This window comes from Sinorhizobium sp. 7-81 (genome assembly GCF_030124405.1).
Taxonomy (GTDB): domain Bacteria; phylum Pseudomonadota; class Alphaproteobacteria; order Rhizobiales; family Rhizobiaceae; genus Sinorhizobium; species Sinorhizobium psoraleae.
In genome coordinates this window covers 34585-50329 of record NZ_JASKLT010000002.1, presented here as the reverse complement: position 1 = coordinate 50329, position 15745 = coordinate 34585, and the positions used below count along the sequence as shown (strand labels likewise).

Below are 15745 nucleotides of genomic sequence, written 5' to 3'. Positions count from 1 at the left end.
GGATCACTCAGGATCCGGCTTTGTCACGATTTGCGTACCAGCGAGCGCTGGACGAGCATCGCGATGATGATGATCGCACCTTGCATCGCGCCGATCAGGTATTCGCTGATGAAGTTCGACAGGAGCATGATGTTGCCGACCAATTCGAGGATAAAGGCACCGCAGATCGTGCCCCAGACGCGGCCCGCGCCGCCTTTGAGAGCCGTGCCGCCGACGACGACGGCGGTGATGGCCTGCAGCTCCCAGAGGATGCCGGTCGTCGCCGAGGTGGAACCGAGGCGCGGCACGTAGAGCAGCACGGCAATCGCCACGCAGAGGCCCTGGATCACGAAGGCGATGGTGCGCACCCGATTGACGGAGATGCCGGAATAGCGGGCGACGTCGCTGTTGGAGCCGACGGCGACCACGTGCCTGCCATAGCGGGTGCGGTAAAGGATGAAGGCGGCGACGGCGGTGACCGCGAGAATGATCGCGATCGGCAGCGGCACGCCGAGAATGCTGCCGAAATAAGCGGGGCGATAGAGCTCCTGGATTTGCGGCTCGCGAAGCGTGATCGCGCCGCCCTGCGAAAGCCAGGTGGTGAGGCCGCGATAGATACCCATCGTACCCAGCGTAGCGATAAAAGGCTCGATCCGGCCGACGGTGGTGATCAGCCCGTTGGCGAGGCCGCAGGCCGCGCCCGCCGCGACTGCGAAGACGACTGCGGCCGTCAGCATCAGCGCCGGATCGGCTATGACGCCGGAATTCATGAACAGGATCATAAGGCTCGCCACGAAGGCTACCATCGAGCCGACGGAAAGATCGAGGTCGCCTGCCGAGATGACGAAGGTTGCGCCGACCGCAATGATGGCAATGAAGGCGCTGCGGGTGGCGACATTGGCGAGATTGTTGAGGCCGATGAAGTTGGGGTTGACAATCGCGCCGACGACCAACAGCAGCGCGAGCGCAGCAAACGGCGCCACGGCCCTCAAATCGACGTCTCGCCAGGTGCGGCGGTGAATTGTGCTTTGGATGGTTTCCTCGTTCGCGCTCATGTCCAGACCAACCTCCCGCCCCGAAAGCTCGGGGGAATTCCTTTTCCTGTGACTGCCTTGTTGTCGCCGGCGTCGGCGGTCAGGCCGCAGCCATCCTCTTCAGTCCCGCGGCATAGCGCATGATCTCCTGCTCGGAGATCTCGTCGCCTTCGAGCATGCCGACGATGCGTCCCTCGCGCATCACGGCGACCCGCGTGCAAAGCCCGATGACCTCCGGCATTTCCGAGGAAACGACGATGATCGAGCGGCCATCGCGCGCCAGCGCCGAGATGAAGTGATAGATCTGCTGCTTGGTGCCGACGTCGATGCCGCGCGTCGGCTCGTCGATGATGATGATATCCGGCTCGGTTTCCATCACCTTGGCGAGCAGGAGCTTTTGCTGGTTGCCGCCAGACATGCGTCTGGCGACCACATTGCCGTCGCGCACGCGGATATCGAAGCGGCGACGGGCCTTTTCGAGGGCGGCGGCCTCGCTCGTCGGGTTGAGATAACCGAGGCTGGTGTGCTGATCGAGCGATTGCAAGGTCAGGTTTGCCGTCATGCCGGAATTCAGGAGCAGACCCTTCCCTTTGCGGTCCTTGGTCATATAGGCGAGGCCGCATCGGTTGGCCGCGTGCACGTCGCCCGAGGGAACGGATTCGCCACGGATCGTCACCTCTCCCGATAGCCGCGGTCGAAGGCCCGCAACCGCCTCCATCAGTTCGGTTCGTCCGGAACCGATCATGCCGGAAAAACCGAGGATCTCGCCCTTGCGCACCTCGAAACTGGCGTCCTTGACGTAGTCGGTCGAGATCGAGTCCACGCGCAGCACGACTTCTTCGTCAACGTCCGGCTCGGTTTTGGTAGGATAGAGACTCGACATCTCGCGGCCGACCATGAGCTGGGCGATCGATTCCCCATCGAGCATCGAGGTCGGGGCGGTTTTCACCCACTGCCCATCGCGCAATACCGTCACCCGATCGGTCAGCTCAATGACCTCGTCGAGCTTGTGCGACACGAAGACGAAGCTCGTGCCCTTATCACGCAGCTTGCGCACCTGGCGGAAGAGGAAATTGGTCTCCTCGCGGGAGAGAACGGCCGTCGGTTCGTCCATGAAGACGACCCGCGCGTCGCGGCTGATAGCCTTGGCAATCTCCACCATCTGCTTTTCAGCGATCGAAAGACTGCCGATCAGCGCATTCGCGTCTACTCGACAGCCGAGGAGGTCGAGAACGCGGCGCGTTTCCGCGCGCATATATTTGCGATCCAGTACGCCGAGCCGCGTTACTTCCCGGCCCAAAAACAGGCTTTCCGCAACCGTCAGATGTTCTGCGAGATTGAATTCCTGGTGGATGATGACAATGCCGAGCGCCTCGGCGGCGCCATTTTCGGGGAGCTTCACCGGTTGTCCATCGAGCAATATTTCACCCGAGGACGGCTGCTCGAAGCCCGAGAGTATTTTGACGAGCGTCGACTTGCCGGCGCCGTTCTCGCCCATCAAAGCATGGATCTCGCCGGCGCGAAGCTCGAAATTAACGCTGAAGAGCACCTGCACGCCGCTGAACGACTTGCTGATGCGACGCGCCTCCAGCACCACGGGCGCGGCGTCGACGGTCTCCGGATTCATTGATTTCCCCCTTGCGGCTCCCATCCGCTTATCGGGCTATGTAAACCTTTACACTCGCGATGTAAAGGTTTACATAAGGGCATGCACAGAATTTTACCCGGCAGCCTTTGACGTTGCCGGCGGTGTGTGTAGTGTCCCGCCCAGACGAGACGCAAGGCAGAGCGCAGTGTCGGATTCCACGCCCGCAACCATCGAAGACGTCGCCCGGATCGCCGAGGTTTCGATCGCGACGGTATCGCGGGCAATCCACACGCCGGAGAAGGTCGCCACGTCGACGCGTCTGAAGGTCAATCAGGCGATTGCAATCACCGGCTATACCACCAACGCCATGGCGCGCAGCCTCAGGCTCGGCCGGTCGAACATGATTCTGGTCGTCGCCCCGGATATCGGCGATCCCAATTTTTCGAGCATTCTCGTTGGACTGGAAAACGAGGCGCGGTCGCATGGTTATGGCGTGCTGATCGGCCATACGCAGAACGACGCGCAGCGGGCGCTCGAATATTTGAAGTTCCTCAACTCCAACCAGGCGGCGGGCCTGATACTTTTTACCGGCATACTGCCATTCGGCCACGAGACCATGACGGCGCGATTGCCGCCGAGCGTCGGCATCTTCGAGCCCGTCTTCAACGGCGGCATACCCTATGTGGGTGTCGATGATGTGGAGGGTGCCCGCAAGGTGGTCGATCTGCTGATCGCCGAGGGGCACCGCAAGATCGCCTTTATCGGGGATTCCCGCACCCGGCTCGCCTACAAGAGGCGACGGGCGGGCTACGATGCGGGGCTCGACGCAGCGGGCGTGCCGGCGGAGCTTCGCCTTATCCAGGAGGGCGATGGCACGCTCGAGAGCGGCAGAGCTGCTGTCGAGCGGCTCTTCGTGCGCGACACGCTCCCGACCGCGTTCATGTGTGTCAACGATCAGACGGCGCTTGGCGTCATGATTGGGCTAAAGGCGCGCGGTTATGACATACCCCGTGATTTTTCCGTCACCGGTTTCGACGACGTGCCGCAGGCGACGTTCATGACGCCGGCGCTGACGACGATCCGCCAGCCGCGCACGCTGATCGGCAAACACGCCATGGCGCTTCTGTTGGAGCTTCTTTCCGACGGGCAGCCCGCCGAGATGGAAATCCTCTTGAGGCCGGATCTGATTGTCCGCAATTCGGTCGCCTCGCCCTCGCGGAGATGGACGGAAAGATAGGGAAAGCCGAGGCGGCCTCGCTAGCCGCCCCTCCCTCAATGAGGGCATCACGAGGCGCTCCTCCTTTTGGGAAAAGGCCCTCTCTCACACTTCGTCTCATCCCGGGCCTCAGCGGCGTGCTTGCCCGCGTGGACAAACTCCTGCACCTGAAAGCGGCTCGACGTCGAGGTCCCCCACGTCGTTGGTAAGCTCACGGCAGGCCGCATTGGTCATCCCCCCAGCGCGTCTGATAAGGCGCGCTGGAGGATGAGGGAAGAAACGGGCGTTACGCGTTAGCGGCCGCGGGAGGCAAAGAGGGAAGCTGTTTCGCGGGTCTGGACCCGAAGCATCGCGTTCCAAAGCTGAAGAACGAAACGCGGCTGGAACTGGCTCGCAAGCTTGCGCTGCGACAACATGATAAATCTCCGACAGTTTTGGATAGTTGGGGGTGTAGTGTATCGGCGATGCTTTCACCAGAGCGGAGTCCAAGGGGCTGCATTGCAGGGCAAGCATAAGTCGAACCACGGGCAAGTCTTCCATCGCCTCGCAATACAGAAAAGAAAAGACCGGAACGGCTTTCGCCGGTCCGGCCAGTCACTTCACTGGGAGGACAAGTCTTCTTCTTCGATATTAAGTCTTTTTTCTGGCCTTCTGGCGATACACGTCGACGACTACGGCTGCGACGATGATTATGCCCTTGACGATCTCCTGATAGTAAGCGTCGACCCTCAGGAAGGTGAACCCGGAGGTCATGACCCCGAGGATCACCGTGCCGATCACGGTACCCGTGACGCGGCCGACACCGCCGGTCAGCGACGTACCGCCGATGACGGTCGCAGCGATGGCGTCGAGTTCATACATGACGCCCATGCCGGCCTGCGCCGTCTGCGCGCGTGCTGCGGTGACGACACCTGCGAGGCCCGCCAGCATGCCGGCGATGGCATAGACCTTGATCAGATGCGCTTCGACATTGATGCCGGATACGCGCGCAGCCTGCACATTGGCGCCGATCGCATAGGTGAACTTGCCGTAGCGGGTGTAGCGGAGCGCGATGTGGAAAATCAGCGCGACGACCAGGAAGACGATAACCGGCCAGATGCCCGTACCGATGAAATTGAACTGTTCGGTGAGACCGGAGACCGGCTGGCCCTTGGTGTACCACTTCGAGATGCCGCGGGCAGAGACCATCATGCCGAGCGTGGCGATGAAGGGCGGGATCTTGGTTTTCGCGATCAGCTGCCCGTTGATATAGCCGGCGATCAGGCCGATGCCGACGCCAAGACCGATCGGCACGATGGCCGGAAGGTCGGTGAGCGAGGGGTAGAGCGCGCGTGGCCAGGTAGACGCCTGCGCGACGCTTGCCGAGATCATCGCGGTCATGCCGACGACCGATCCTGATGAAAGGTCGATACCGCCGGTGATGATCACCTGCGTCACGCCGACGGCAATGATGCCGATAACCGAGACCTGCAGGATCATGATCGTCAGTCGCTGGGAGTTCATCAGGAAGCTCTGGCCGACGAAGATCCAGCCGAGAACTTCGTAGACAAGGGCAATCCCGAGGAGCACCAGGAAGATGTTGAATTCAGGTGGCACGCGCCGCCTCGACCTCACAAGGGTCGAACTCGTGCCATGTGCGGCGACATTGGTATCCATTTTCTTTCCTCCCTGCGGTCGGCATCGCGCGCCTAGCGCGCGGCAAGTTCCATGACCCTGATCTGGGTCGCTTCGGCTCGGTCGAGGAAGCCGGTGACGCGGCCTTCATGCATCACCATGATCCGGTCGCTCATGCCGAGCACTTCGGGCATTTCCGACGAAATCATGATGACTGCGACGCCGTTGCGGGCGAGTTCGGTGACAAGACGGTGGATTTCCGCCTTGGCGCCGACATCGATGCCGCGGGTCGGCTCATCAAGGATGAGAATGCGCGGATTGGTGAGAAGCCAGCGGCCGATCAACACCTTCTGCTGGTTGCCACCCGACAGGTTTTCGATGCGCTCCTGCAGGTTCGGCGTCTTGACGCGCAACTTGCGGCTCATCTCCTCGCAAGCCGCGGTAATATCCTTTTCCGTGACGAAGCCGCCCTTGACGTACTTGTCCTGCAGCACGGCGATCTGCATGTTTTCGAGCACGTCAAGGATCAGCAGGCAGCCGGTGTCCTTGCGGTCTTCGGTCAGGAACGCCATCCGGTTGCGGATCGCCGTGTTGGGATTGTCGATCACGATCTCCCTGCCGTCGATCGCAATCGTGCCTGAACTTGCCGGGGTGACGCCGAACAGCGTTTCGGCAACATTCGAGCGACCGGACCCGACGAGCCCGGCGACGCCGAGGATTTCGCCGGCGCGTACGTCGAAGGACACGTCATGGAAGACGCCGTTGAGCGTCAGGTTCTTCACCGACAGCACAACGTCGCCGATCGGCACTTCTTCCTTTGGGAACATCTGGGTGATCTCGCGTCCGACCATCATGCGGATGATGTCGTCGCGGGTGACGTTGCTCGAAGCGTGCGTGCCGATATATTTGCCGTCGCGAAACACCGAGAACTCATCGGCGATCTCGAAGAGTTCGTTCATCTTGTGGGTGATGTAGACGATGCCGATGCCCTGCGAGCGCAGATCTCGGATGATCTCGAAGAGATGCGCGACCTCGCGCTCGGTCAGCGCCGATGTCGGCTCGTCCATGATCAGGACGTCGGATTCGTAGGATACCGCCTTGGCGATTTCGACCATCTGCCGGTTGGCGACGGAGAGATGGCGCACCTCGATCTCAGGATCGAGGTCGATCTTCAGCCGCTCGAACAGCTTCGCTGTCATGCGGCGCATTTCGCCGTGATCGACGAAACCGAAGCGGTTCTTGGGTTCGCGGCGGATCCAGATGTTTTCCGCGATCGTCATGAAGGGCATCAGGTTCAGTTCCTGATGGATCATGGCGATGCCGTTTTCGAGCGCGTCGAGCGGCGACTTCAGCCGGATGTCGACGCCCTTGAGCTTCACCTCGCCCTGGTCCGGCTGATAGATGCCGGCGAGGATCTTCATTAAGGTCGATTTGCCGGCGCCGTTCTCGCCCATCAGCGCGTGCACGGTGCCGCGCTTCAGCCTGAACTCGACGTCATCGAGCGCCACGACGCCCGGGAATTCCTTGCGCACGCCTTCCGCGGAAAGAAGATATTCGGCCTTGGGCACTGCGCCGCTGGCGCGCACGGCTGCCATCGTTGTGGGACTGAGTGTCATTCTCATTGCCTCCCATTTTCCGGGTATCGACCGGAACGTCCACGCGGTGGGCGGAGTATGCCTTCTTGTCGACCCATTGCCGGGTCTTTGGCGGGACTTGACTTCAATGGAGCGCGGCGTTTACCGCGCTCCATGAACGAACGATCAGTTCTTCGCCTGGTACTTGTCCAGGTTTTCCTTCGTCACGAGTTCGAAGGGGATGTAGACCTTCTTTTCGACCGGCTCGCCCTTGGCGAGCTTGAGCGCTGCGTCGACGGAGCCCTGGCCCTGGCCGGCGGCGTTCTGGAATACGGTCACGTCGAGGTCGCCGGCCGCCATCGCGGCGAGCGCATCCTGGGTTGCATCGACACCGCCGATAACGACCGAGTCCATCGAACGGCCGGCAGCCTTCAGCGCCTGGATGGCGCCGATCGCCATTTCATCGTTGTTCGAAATGACGGCATCGAACTCAAGACCGGCGGAGAGCCAGTTGGTCACGAGGTCGGCACCCTGGGTGCGCGACCAGTTGGCCGTCTGCTCTTCGACGATCTCGATGCCCTTGCACTGTTCGGTGGCAAGAACGTCATGCACGTCCTTCGTGCGCATGCGGGCGGCCTGGTTGGAAAGCTCGCCCATCATCACGACAGCCTTGCCCTTGCCGCCGAGCATCTTGCAGATTTCCTGGGTCTCGAGCGTACCGGATTCCAGCTCGTTCGAGGCCACGAAGGCCTGCTTGTCAGGAAGGGTATCGACGTTGACGGGTTCGCGGTTGACATAAACCAGCGGAATGCCGGCGTCGGCGGCGATCTTCGACATGGCGGCAGTCGCATCGGTGTCGACCGGGTTGACAATGATGGCGTCGACACCAGCAGCGATGAAGTTCTGGATCTGGCTCTGCTGTTTCGCGACGTCGTTTTGCGCGTCTTCGATCTGCAGTTCGACGCCGTTGAGCGTCTTGGCGTAGTCGGACATGCCGTTGCGCAGTACCGTCAGGAAGTTGTCGTCGAACAGAGCCATCGAGACGCCAATGGTCTCGGCATGCGCCGCCGTCGACATCATGACGGCCATCGCGGCGCCCAGCATAAATTTCTTCATTTCTTTCTCCTCCACATTCGGTGCCCGGCGACACCTTCTCCAGCCGGAAGCACGACCTTCTCGCGGGTCGAGCCTATTCCCAACCGAAAGCCGCACTCCCGCTGCTCCTTCGGTCAAAACGGAATAAACGAACCAGTAAATTGCGATTACGGAATATGTATTCCATTTTATCCGGACGCCGTCAAGTCTGTCTTACAGCGCCCGGCCATTTTCGGTGTTTTCCTGCGAGAGATGATCAGGCCTTGGCTTGCAGATAAGCTATGCTTTCGCGGAGAGCCTTTGCCGGATCGGCGAGGCCGTGCACCGACGGCGCGAACGGCTCGAAGGAAAACGGGCCTTTGTATCCTTGATCCGTGAGCCGCCGGATCTGTCCTGCATTGTCCAACCTGTCTTCCGCATCGACAAGAACGCGATGCGGATCGCGCATGTCGGCAACCGTCACCGCCTTGTCACTGACGCCGGAAATATGCACGAGCCCGGTCACATCAGGGAAAAAGGCATCCTCGCCGGCAAGATGATGATGGAAGGTGTCGTGGACCAGGCGGAATGTCGTTTCGCCGCCGACCTCCCGGATTGCTTCGACGGCTTCCGTCTTGGAGCGCAATGAGCAGATCTCGAAGCCGAGCGGCTCGACGAGGCCGACGATACCGGCCTCGTCGAGGATCGGCTTCAGTGCCTTGAGCGCCGTCCGCAGATTCGCTTGGCGTTCACCGTTCTTCCGGCCGGTGCCATCATTGACCGGCACCAGCACCAGCGCCTTGGCGCCGCAATCGCGCGCATAGGAGACGAGCGCGCGCGCTTCCGCTTCGCGCTCGCCGTTCCATTCGTTGAAGCGCTGCAGTGCGTTGATCGAGATAATTGTCACCCCGTGCTTTTCAGCAAGCGCCTTCACCGCATCCGGGCGGGTGCCGTCGAGGATCGCGTTGCCGGAGAGATCGTTGCGAATTTCAACCGCCGAAATTCCGAGCGACTTGGCGAGTGCGAAGAATGTGTCAAGCGGTAGGCCAGGCGCGGCCATGTGATTGAGGGCGAAGGGAAGCGCGGTCATGGCGGGTGTATCCTCCAGGAATGTTTGGAATGGACTTCGCCTGATCGGAACGTTTATTCCATTTCAGGCCTTGTGCCACATTCATCACTCGGGAGGGTTCAGTCAAAGCGATACGCCGGTGGCCGCCTTGCATTTCTGCAAGAATGCATTTTGCCGATGATGCAATTCTATCATAATGGCCGAGCTGGCGTCACGAGGCGGCGCGATACGGTTTGCCATTCGGCGATCATCGGCGCATGGTGGCTGCTTCGGCAGCCAACGACGCGGGCGCTGCCGCTTCGGGGTCACCATACCCTGGCCCCAGCAGGAGGCGACCACGATGTCTTCCAGCTCCGACCGACAGCATTTGAATTCTCAGAACTTGCGGATGCTTGATGGCGTGCTTCGGCGCGCTGGTTTCCGCAAGACCGTCATGAGCGGCCAACAGGAAAGCCTCAAAACGGCAGCCGTTTTCCTCGTCGGCAGGTTTCAAGAAGGAATAAGTGATCCTGATACTTTGCTTGCTGAACTGGAAAAGCAGCCGGGGTTGCCGGCGCCCCGGCAAGGCAGGGGCGACCAGTCTTGATGCCTGTCCTGATGTCCGGCCTTGATGCCTGGCAGGATCGCAGACCTATCCCGGTTCGGGATAATGCCGACAAACCGGCGATTACTGCCTAATTCCTTAAATCGGAATCGACTTAAGGACAAAATCAATGCAGCACGTCAAAGCGCTACAGCGGTTCCGATCTCAGGACAATGTGCGGCTGCAACTCGTTCCGACCTTGCCGACGAGATCTGCAGGAACTTGAATATCGGCCAATATCAACGCCACGAGCTCATCACGCTTCGCGCGATTGTCATAGCCTTTCAAAGCTGTAAGATCCATGCTGCCGGCGGTAGCCATTCGTCCTGCGGCACTTGAGCAGACGCCGTAAGCGCATCGATCCAGGCCGTTTCCGCCGCAAGTGTGCTGGCACTGGTTGTCGTGACCCATCCAGCATTGAAGGCGATGATCGGCGCGGCAAAGGCCCCTACGACAAAACCAATCGCATAGGGCTTCGCCCGTTCAAGAATTTGATCGAATGTCATGATTTTCATTCCCTCTAATCAGATTGATTATCGGGATCGTTGCGGGCCCGCGCTCGGACCATGAGCCAATGGCAATCCAGATTTTGCATCCTGCTCTCTAAAATATTTAATGTAAACAACCAACTCTGTATGTTTCTCGAAAAATATATTTAATCTATTGACTTCGCGTGCTGCGTTATTTGTTCGGTGTAGTATTGTGCCTCTAGGTAGAAAATCAAGGCGAGGTCGGAGATAAGTTTTCCCGGTTTCCAAAGACCTAACTAAAATATCTTGGTGAATTGGAAATTATCGGGTAAAGATTAAAAATCGTTCTTAGGCTAGCTTGGCTTTTTGCTTCGTCCGAAGCTCTGCACCCGCCAAACGCACCCATCATCGATCCTTCAGACGCAGCAGGCTGCTGCGACTTCTCATAGGCATGAGAAACGTGAAGGAAATCTGCGGCCGACGGCAGTCGCGCCGCGCTCCTGTTCTGAACAGAGAGCAAAGCGCTCCAGTGGGGCCAGAAATATCCGGCAGGTGAGAGGGACGTTCTGATGCGTGGATTCCCTGATGATATCGCGGCTGCACTGAGCGAGGCCGAAATTGCGGCGCTCCGGTGCGTGTTCGAAGCGGTCTGCGCTGAGTACGGAATATCGCGGCAGGGCCAACAAATTCAACGGCTGGCGCAATTCCTCATGCGCGAGTTCCGCCGCGGGCCGTTGGATGAAGACGAGTTGCTGACCGCCGCTCACGAATTTTATCGCGAACAGGAACGCGAACTTGGAGGCGCAGAATAGGCAATGCCCGGGCCGGCCGCTGCCGGTCGCACGGCGAAAAAAAAGGGAGAGAAATGATGAAATCGCATATCGGGCGTTTCGGATATCAGTTCAGATTTGTCGACTTCATGGTGCGATCGTCACTGGCAGTTTCGCTCTTGGTGATAGGATATGTCACCTTCTACGGAGTTTTCTGGTAGTCGTCAGCGCGACGAGAGCCAGCGGGCACAGCGGGTGATCGCTACCGCATGATTCCTTAAATCGGAATCGATTCAAGGATCACAGCCACGCAGCAATTCAAGTGTTACAGCGATCTTTGCGCGCCTTAAAAGACGCACGGCGCTGTGGGTATCTTCAACCAATCTTTTCCCCTTCGGTTCGCCTGATCCCGTTGGCCTCGGCGATAAAGTCGGACAGCATCGGCACATAATCTTCGCCGTGGCCGGAACCGACGGCGTGTGCGAAGGAATTGCGGACAGCCGCGCCGATCGGGTTGGCGGCGCCGGACGCATTGGCGAAGCCGGCGAGATAGCTCATGTCCTTGAAGGCGTTGCGGATCGCGAATTTGTGCGCATTCGGGTCCCGATCTAGTACCCAGCGGAAAAAGGTTTTGTAGAAGGGGCAATCCATCCGCCCGCCACGAATGACGCTATCAAAGACTTGCGGGGTGAGGCCGGCCTTCCTGCCGAGCATCAAAGCTTCGGAATAGAGTGCGGCGTAGCCCATCGCCAGGAAGTTGTTGAGGAGCTTCATCGTGTGGCCGGTGCCGGTCGGCCCGGTATGGATGATGCGGCCGGCGAAACATTCGAGCACGGGCCAGACGCGGCGCACATCGTCCTCAGCGCCGCCGACCATGACGTCGAGGGTGCCGGCGGCAGCATCGGCCGGCGTGCGGCTGAGCGGCGCGTCGATAAGGGTGATGCCTTTCCCGGCCAGATCTTCGGCGAGTTTCGTGGTGACGGAAGGATCGGATGTCGAACAATCGATGATCGTGACCTTCTTCCCGGCGGCGGCGATGCCTTCTCCGCCCTCAATCACCGACAGCACCTCAGGCGAACCGGTGACGCAGAGGACGATGACGTCGCTTCGTTCGGCCATCTCGCGCGGCGTCTTGACCTCGGTCGCACCCTCGGCGACGAGAGCCTCGACGGGCGCGCGGTTGCGATGCGCCATCACCGCAAGCGGCCAACCCTTCTTCACGATGTTTGTCGCCATGCCCTGACCCATCAGTCCGAGCCCGATGAAACCCACATTCGCCTTCGTCATTGGTCGCCTCCCGGCCGTTGGTCATGTCCAGTCGTCGTCATCATCCTGCACGATTGAGCGCGTATCGCCAAATTGACCCTCGAGCCTAGTCGCGCAGCGTGATCCACACCGGTGCGTGGTCGCTCGCGCCATCGAGACCGCGAACCTCCCGCTCGATACCTGCGCCACTCAACCGGCGTGTGAGTTTCCGGCTCAAGAGAATATGGTCGAGGCGCAGGCCCGCGTCGCGCTGCCACCGGTTGCGCCGATAATCCCAGAACGTGAAGAGCTGCTCCTCTGGATAGACCTTGCGGAGCGCATCGAGCCAGCCTTGGTCGAGAAGCCGGCGGAATGCGGCGCGGCTTTCGGGCTGGACGAGGGCGTTGTCGTCATAGGAGCGAGTCGGGTAGATGTCGCGTGGCTCCGGGACCACGTTGTAGTCCCCAGCAAGGACGACCGGCAGACCGGTCGCCAGCAGTTCGGCGGCATGCAGCCTCAGGCGCTCATGCCAGGCCAGCTTGTAGTCGAATTTCGGTCCAGGCTGTGGATTGCCGTTGGGGGCGTAGAGCGACGTGATCAGAATGCCGTTCACGGCCGCTTCGATATAGCGGCTTTGCGAGTCGGATGGATCTCCGGGCAGCTCGGCGCGCGTCAGGATCGGCTGGCTGCCGCGCGCCAGGATCGCGACGCCGTTCCAGGCGGCCTGCCCGCGCCAGACGGCGCCGTAGCCAGCCGCTTCGATCGCTGATTTCGGAAATTGACCATCCGTTGCCTTCAGCTCCTGCAGGCAGGCCACGTCCGGCTCGGCTGTCGCGAGCCAGGCGAGCAGATTTTCGAGCCGCCGGTTGACGCCATTGATGTTGAAGGTCGCGATCTTCATGCGTTCAGCGCACCAGCCGACCGGTCCAGACGGCAACTCTTTCGGCCATCGCCTTCAGATGATCGGCAGCCGAAAAGCCCGATACGCTCTTGCGGGGCTTGAGGTCGTGATCGCCGTCCTCGAGCCACAAGATTTCGATCGCGTCGGAGAGCGTGTAGCCGGCGACGTCCTCACGCGTGCCGAAATCGTCGCGGGTCCCTTGGCAGATCAATGTCGGCGTCTTCAAGTCGACGAGATGCTTGGTGCGAAGCTGCTCCGGTTTGGCCGGCGGATGAAACGGATAGCCGAGGCAGAGGAGCCCGGCGATTTTTCCGCTCGAATGGAGGTCGTCGGCTATCATGCTGGCGACCCGCCCTCCCATCGATTTGCCGCCGATGACGAGCGGGCCGGTCGCGCCGAGCGCGGCGATGGCCGCCTCGTATTCGGGCTTCAGCGTCTCGGCCCGGGGCGGTGGCTTGCGGCCCTCCGAGGTACGGCGGGCGGCCATGTAAGCAAACTCGAAGCGGGCGATGCGAAAGCCGGCGTCGGCAAGCGCCTTCGCAGTCGCGGTCATCGAAGCCGAGTCCATCGGCGCACCCGCGCCATGCGCGAGGAGAATGGTGACGGGGGCATCATCCGGACCGTCGAACAGGAATTTTTCGCCCATCTTAGCCAGCCGTCCTTGGGAGGAGGTGGAGGTCCACGAACTGGACGCCGCGTTCGGCGGCCCGTGCCCACTCGGAATCCTTGTCGAGTTCGAGATAGCGCCTCCACCAGCGCCGCGCCTCGCCGAGATTGTCCGTGTCGAATTCCAGTTTCGCCAGGTTGAAGATGGCGTCCGCATAGTTGCCGTCGAATTCGATGGCTTTCTGCAGATGCCGGCGAGCGGTATCGACCCGGCCGCGTTCGCTCATCAGCCCTGCAAGGTTGAACCAGGCCTCGACGAAGCTCGGGTCGAGCTTGAGCGCGCGGATGTAGTCATGCGCAGCTTCCACCTGCCGGCCCGCGGCCTTCAGGCAGTTCGCGCGGTTGAAGGCGGCGACGGAGTCCGTTGGATCGATGGCGAGGCAGCGCTGATAGAGTGCGGCTGCTTCGTCGCAGAGCCCTTGCTCCTCGGCGACTTCCGCCCGGGCGAAGAGATCCTCGAGTTCCGCATCGTCGGGCGCTCCAAGATCGAACAGCAATTGCCCGTCGAGTTCGCTGAGGCCCTCGGCGCGGCGGACATAGATCGTGTCGGATCTTTCGTGATGAAGCGAGAGCGCGGTGAGTGCCGCCACGGATCCGGAGCGGTGGACCGATCGCGCAATCGTGCTCCAGGTGGCACCGCTGTCGATCAGGCCGGCATATTTCCGGGCGAGGATCAGGTCGCGGAACGAAAAGGGTTCGCTGTCATGCTCGAAAGCGTCGAACAGCGAAAGCAGGTCGAAGGTGCGTGCGGCAAGCCGCGATTGATCGAGCAGCGACTGTCGCGACAGGGCCGAAGCCTCCGGCGCTGTCATCAATCCCAGCAGCCGAAGAAAGCCGTTCTCGCTGAGAGGGCGTCTGTTCTGGCCGATCTCGGCGTCGAATCTGGCCTCGATTTCCGCTTCGCTTGCCTTCGAAAGCAGGCTACGGCCGAAGACGAGGTGCGACGTCTGGCGTGTGATGCCGCGCCTCAGATGGCCGAGCTGCCGCTCGACTTCGCGCGCTGCCAGTCGGCGGGGAAACGCCGCAAGTGCCCCGATGATGCCGAATGTCTGGCCCGCAACCGCCATCAGACTTTCTTCTTGGCCGCCGGCTTGTCGTTGGTCGTTGCCGTCTTCGCGGTCCGCTTGGCCGCCGGCTCGGCCTTGGCCTTGCTCTTGGCCGGCGGTTTCGACTGCGAGAGGCTCGCCTTTAGAGCGTCCATGAGGTTGATGACGTTGCCGCGCTCGGGTGCCGCCGCGATGATCGGCTTGTGGCCCTTGAGCTTCTCGCGGATCATCTGCATCAGCGCGATCTCGTAGCGATCCTCGTAGTTCTTGGGATCGAAGGTCGTCCGCTTCTGTTCGATGAGCGCTTCGGCGAGCTGCAGCATTTCAGGGTCGGGGTTTCCGACCGGAATATTGCCGAAATATTCTGCGGTGCCGCGCACTTCGTTAGGGTTCCTGAGCGTGCAGACGAACATGCCGGTCTCGCGCGGACCGATGGTGATCACCCGTTCGCGGCTGGAGAGCACGAGGCGCGCGATCGCCAGCTTGCCGGACTTTCGCAACGCTTCGCGCAGTACGATGAAGGTTTCCTCCGCCATCGCGCCGTCGGGCGCCAGATAATAGGGAGCATCCTGGTAGATGACGTCGACCGAGCCTTCGTCGACGAAGGCTTCGATGTTCATCGTATGGTTGGATTCGATCCTGACGCTCTCGAGGTCGGTGTCCTCGATGATGATGTATTTCTTGTCCTCGTACTCGTAGCCCTTCACCAGATCGGATCGTTCGACCAGCCCGAGCTCCGGATCCACCGGCTTCATGTTGATCCGGTTGTGGGTGTCCTTGTGAAGCTGATTGAAGCTGATGCGCTCGCTCGAACTGGTGGCTGGATAAAGCCTGACCGGACAGCTTACGAGACTTAGTCTGAGATAACCTTTCCAACTTGCCCTGGGCGCCATGATTGTCTCCTGCGCGGCAACAC

The 15745-nt window shown here is 60.8% G+C and carries 14 protein-coding genes and 1 pseudogene; 3 read left to right on the top strand and 12 right to left on the bottom strand.

Annotation, left to right across the window (positions count from 1 at the left end; translation table 11 throughout):
- Nucleotides 1-23: 23 nt before the first annotated feature.
- Together QN224_RS07510 and QN224_RS07505 are read right to left on the bottom strand one after the other, a co-directional pair.
- On the bottom strand, nt 24-1034 hold the full coding sequence (locus QN224_RS07510; protein WP_283976146.1) for an ABC transporter permease: 1011 nt from the start codon (nt 1032-1034) through the stop codon (nt 24-26).
- Nucleotides 1035-1113: 79 nt separating this feature from the next.
- On the bottom strand, nt 1114-2640 hold the full coding sequence (locus QN224_RS07505; RefSeq protein WP_283976145.1) for a sugar ABC transporter ATP-binding protein: 1527 nt from the start codon (nt 2638-2640) through the stop codon (nt 1114-1116).
- Nucleotides 2641-2806: 166 nt separating this feature from the next.
- Here QN224_RS07505 and QN224_RS07500 point away from each other — a divergent pair, with 166 nt between their 5' ends.
- Nucleotides 2807-3838 carry a LacI family DNA-binding transcriptional regulator gene (locus QN224_RS07500; RefSeq protein WP_283976144.1) on the top strand — a complete coding sequence of 344 codons (1032 nt, stop codon included), beginning with the start codon at nt 2807-2809 and terminating at the stop codon, nt 3836-3838.
- A gap of 609 nt (nt 3839-4447) precedes the next feature.
- Here QN224_RS07500 and QN224_RS07495 read toward each other — a convergent pair.
- From QN224_RS07495 to QN224_RS07480, 4 genes are all read right to left on the bottom strand, one after another.
- The gene (locus tag QN224_RS07495; RefSeq protein WP_173511581.1) at nt 4448-5473 is read right to left on the bottom strand and encodes an ABC transporter permease; all 1026 of its coding nucleotides are present in this window, start codon (nt 5471-5473) and stop codon (nt 4448-4450) included.
- Nucleotides 5474-5505: 32 nt separating this feature from the next.
- Nucleotides 5506-7047 carry a sugar ABC transporter ATP-binding protein gene (locus QN224_RS07490; RefSeq protein WP_283976143.1) on the bottom strand — a complete coding sequence of 514 codons (1542 nt, stop codon included), beginning with the start codon at nt 7045-7047 and terminating at the stop codon, nt 5506-5508.
- A 144-nt stretch (nt 7048-7191) separates the two neighbouring features.
- A complete protein-coding gene (locus QN224_RS07485) occupies nt 7192-8121 on the bottom strand; it encodes a sugar ABC transporter substrate-binding protein (protein ID WP_269286828.1) in 930 nt (309 codons plus the stop codon).
- 235 nt (nt 8122-8356) lie between these two features.
- Nucleotides 8357-9169, bottom strand: coding sequence for a TIM barrel protein (locus QN224_RS07480; protein WP_283976142.1), 813 nt, complete (start codon nt 9167-9169; stop codon nt 8357-8359).
- A gap of 319 nt (nt 9170-9488) precedes the next feature.
- Here QN224_RS07480 and QN224_RS07475 point away from each other — a divergent pair, with 319 nt between their 5' ends.
- A complete protein-coding gene (locus tag QN224_RS07475) occupies nt 9489-9734 on the top strand; it encodes a hypothetical protein (protein ID WP_283976141.1) in 246 nt (81 codons plus the stop codon).
- A 162-nt stretch (nt 9735-9896) separates the two neighbouring features.
- Here QN224_RS07475 and QN224_RS07470 read toward each other — a convergent pair.
- Nucleotides 9897-10237: pseudogene (locus QN224_RS07470) on the bottom strand (hypothetical protein).
- A gap of 599 nt (nt 10238-10836) precedes the next feature.
- On the opposite strand from QN224_RS07470, the gene QN224_RS07465 reads away from it, so the two are divergent.
- Nucleotides 10837-11013, top strand: a complete 177-nt coding sequence (locus tag QN224_RS07465; protein ID WP_283976139.1) for a hypothetical protein — start codon at nt 10837-10839, stop codon at nt 11011-11013.
- A gap of 333 nt (nt 11014-11346) precedes the next feature.
- On the opposite strand, the gene QN224_RS07460 is transcribed toward QN224_RS07465, so the two are convergent.
- The 5 genes from QN224_RS07460 to QN224_RS07440 all read right to left on the bottom strand — a co-directional run bounded on the left by QN224_RS07460 (nt 11347) and on the right by QN224_RS07440 (nt 15722).
- Nucleotides 11347-12258 (bottom strand): NAD(P)-dependent oxidoreductase, encoded by a 912-nt coding sequence (locus tag QN224_RS07460; protein ID WP_283976138.1) that lies wholly within the window; start codon nt 12256-12258, stop codon nt 11347-11349.
- Nucleotides 12259-12343: 85 nt separating this feature from the next.
- The gene (locus QN224_RS07455; protein ID WP_283976137.1) at nt 12344-13117 is read right to left on the bottom strand and encodes an exodeoxyribonuclease III; all 774 of its coding nucleotides are present in this window, start codon (nt 13115-13117) and stop codon (nt 12344-12346) included.
- A gap of 4 nt (nt 13118-13121) precedes the next feature.
- On the bottom strand, nt 13122-13763 hold the full coding sequence (locus tag QN224_RS07450; RefSeq protein ID WP_283976136.1) for an alpha/beta family hydrolase: 642 nt from the start codon (nt 13761-13763) through the stop codon (nt 13122-13124).
- A 1-nt stretch (nt 13764) separates the two neighbouring features.
- A complete protein-coding gene (locus QN224_RS07445) occupies nt 13765-14850 on the bottom strand; it encodes a tetratricopeptide repeat protein (protein WP_283976135.1) in 1086 nt (361 codons plus the stop codon).
- A complete protein-coding gene (locus QN224_RS07440) occupies nt 14850-15722 on the bottom strand; it encodes a Ku protein (RefSeq protein WP_283976134.1) in 873 nt (290 codons plus the stop codon). Before QN224_RS07440 ends, QN224_RS07445 begins: the two co-directional genes overlap by 1 nt.
- Nucleotides 15723-15745: the final 23 nt, after the last annotated feature.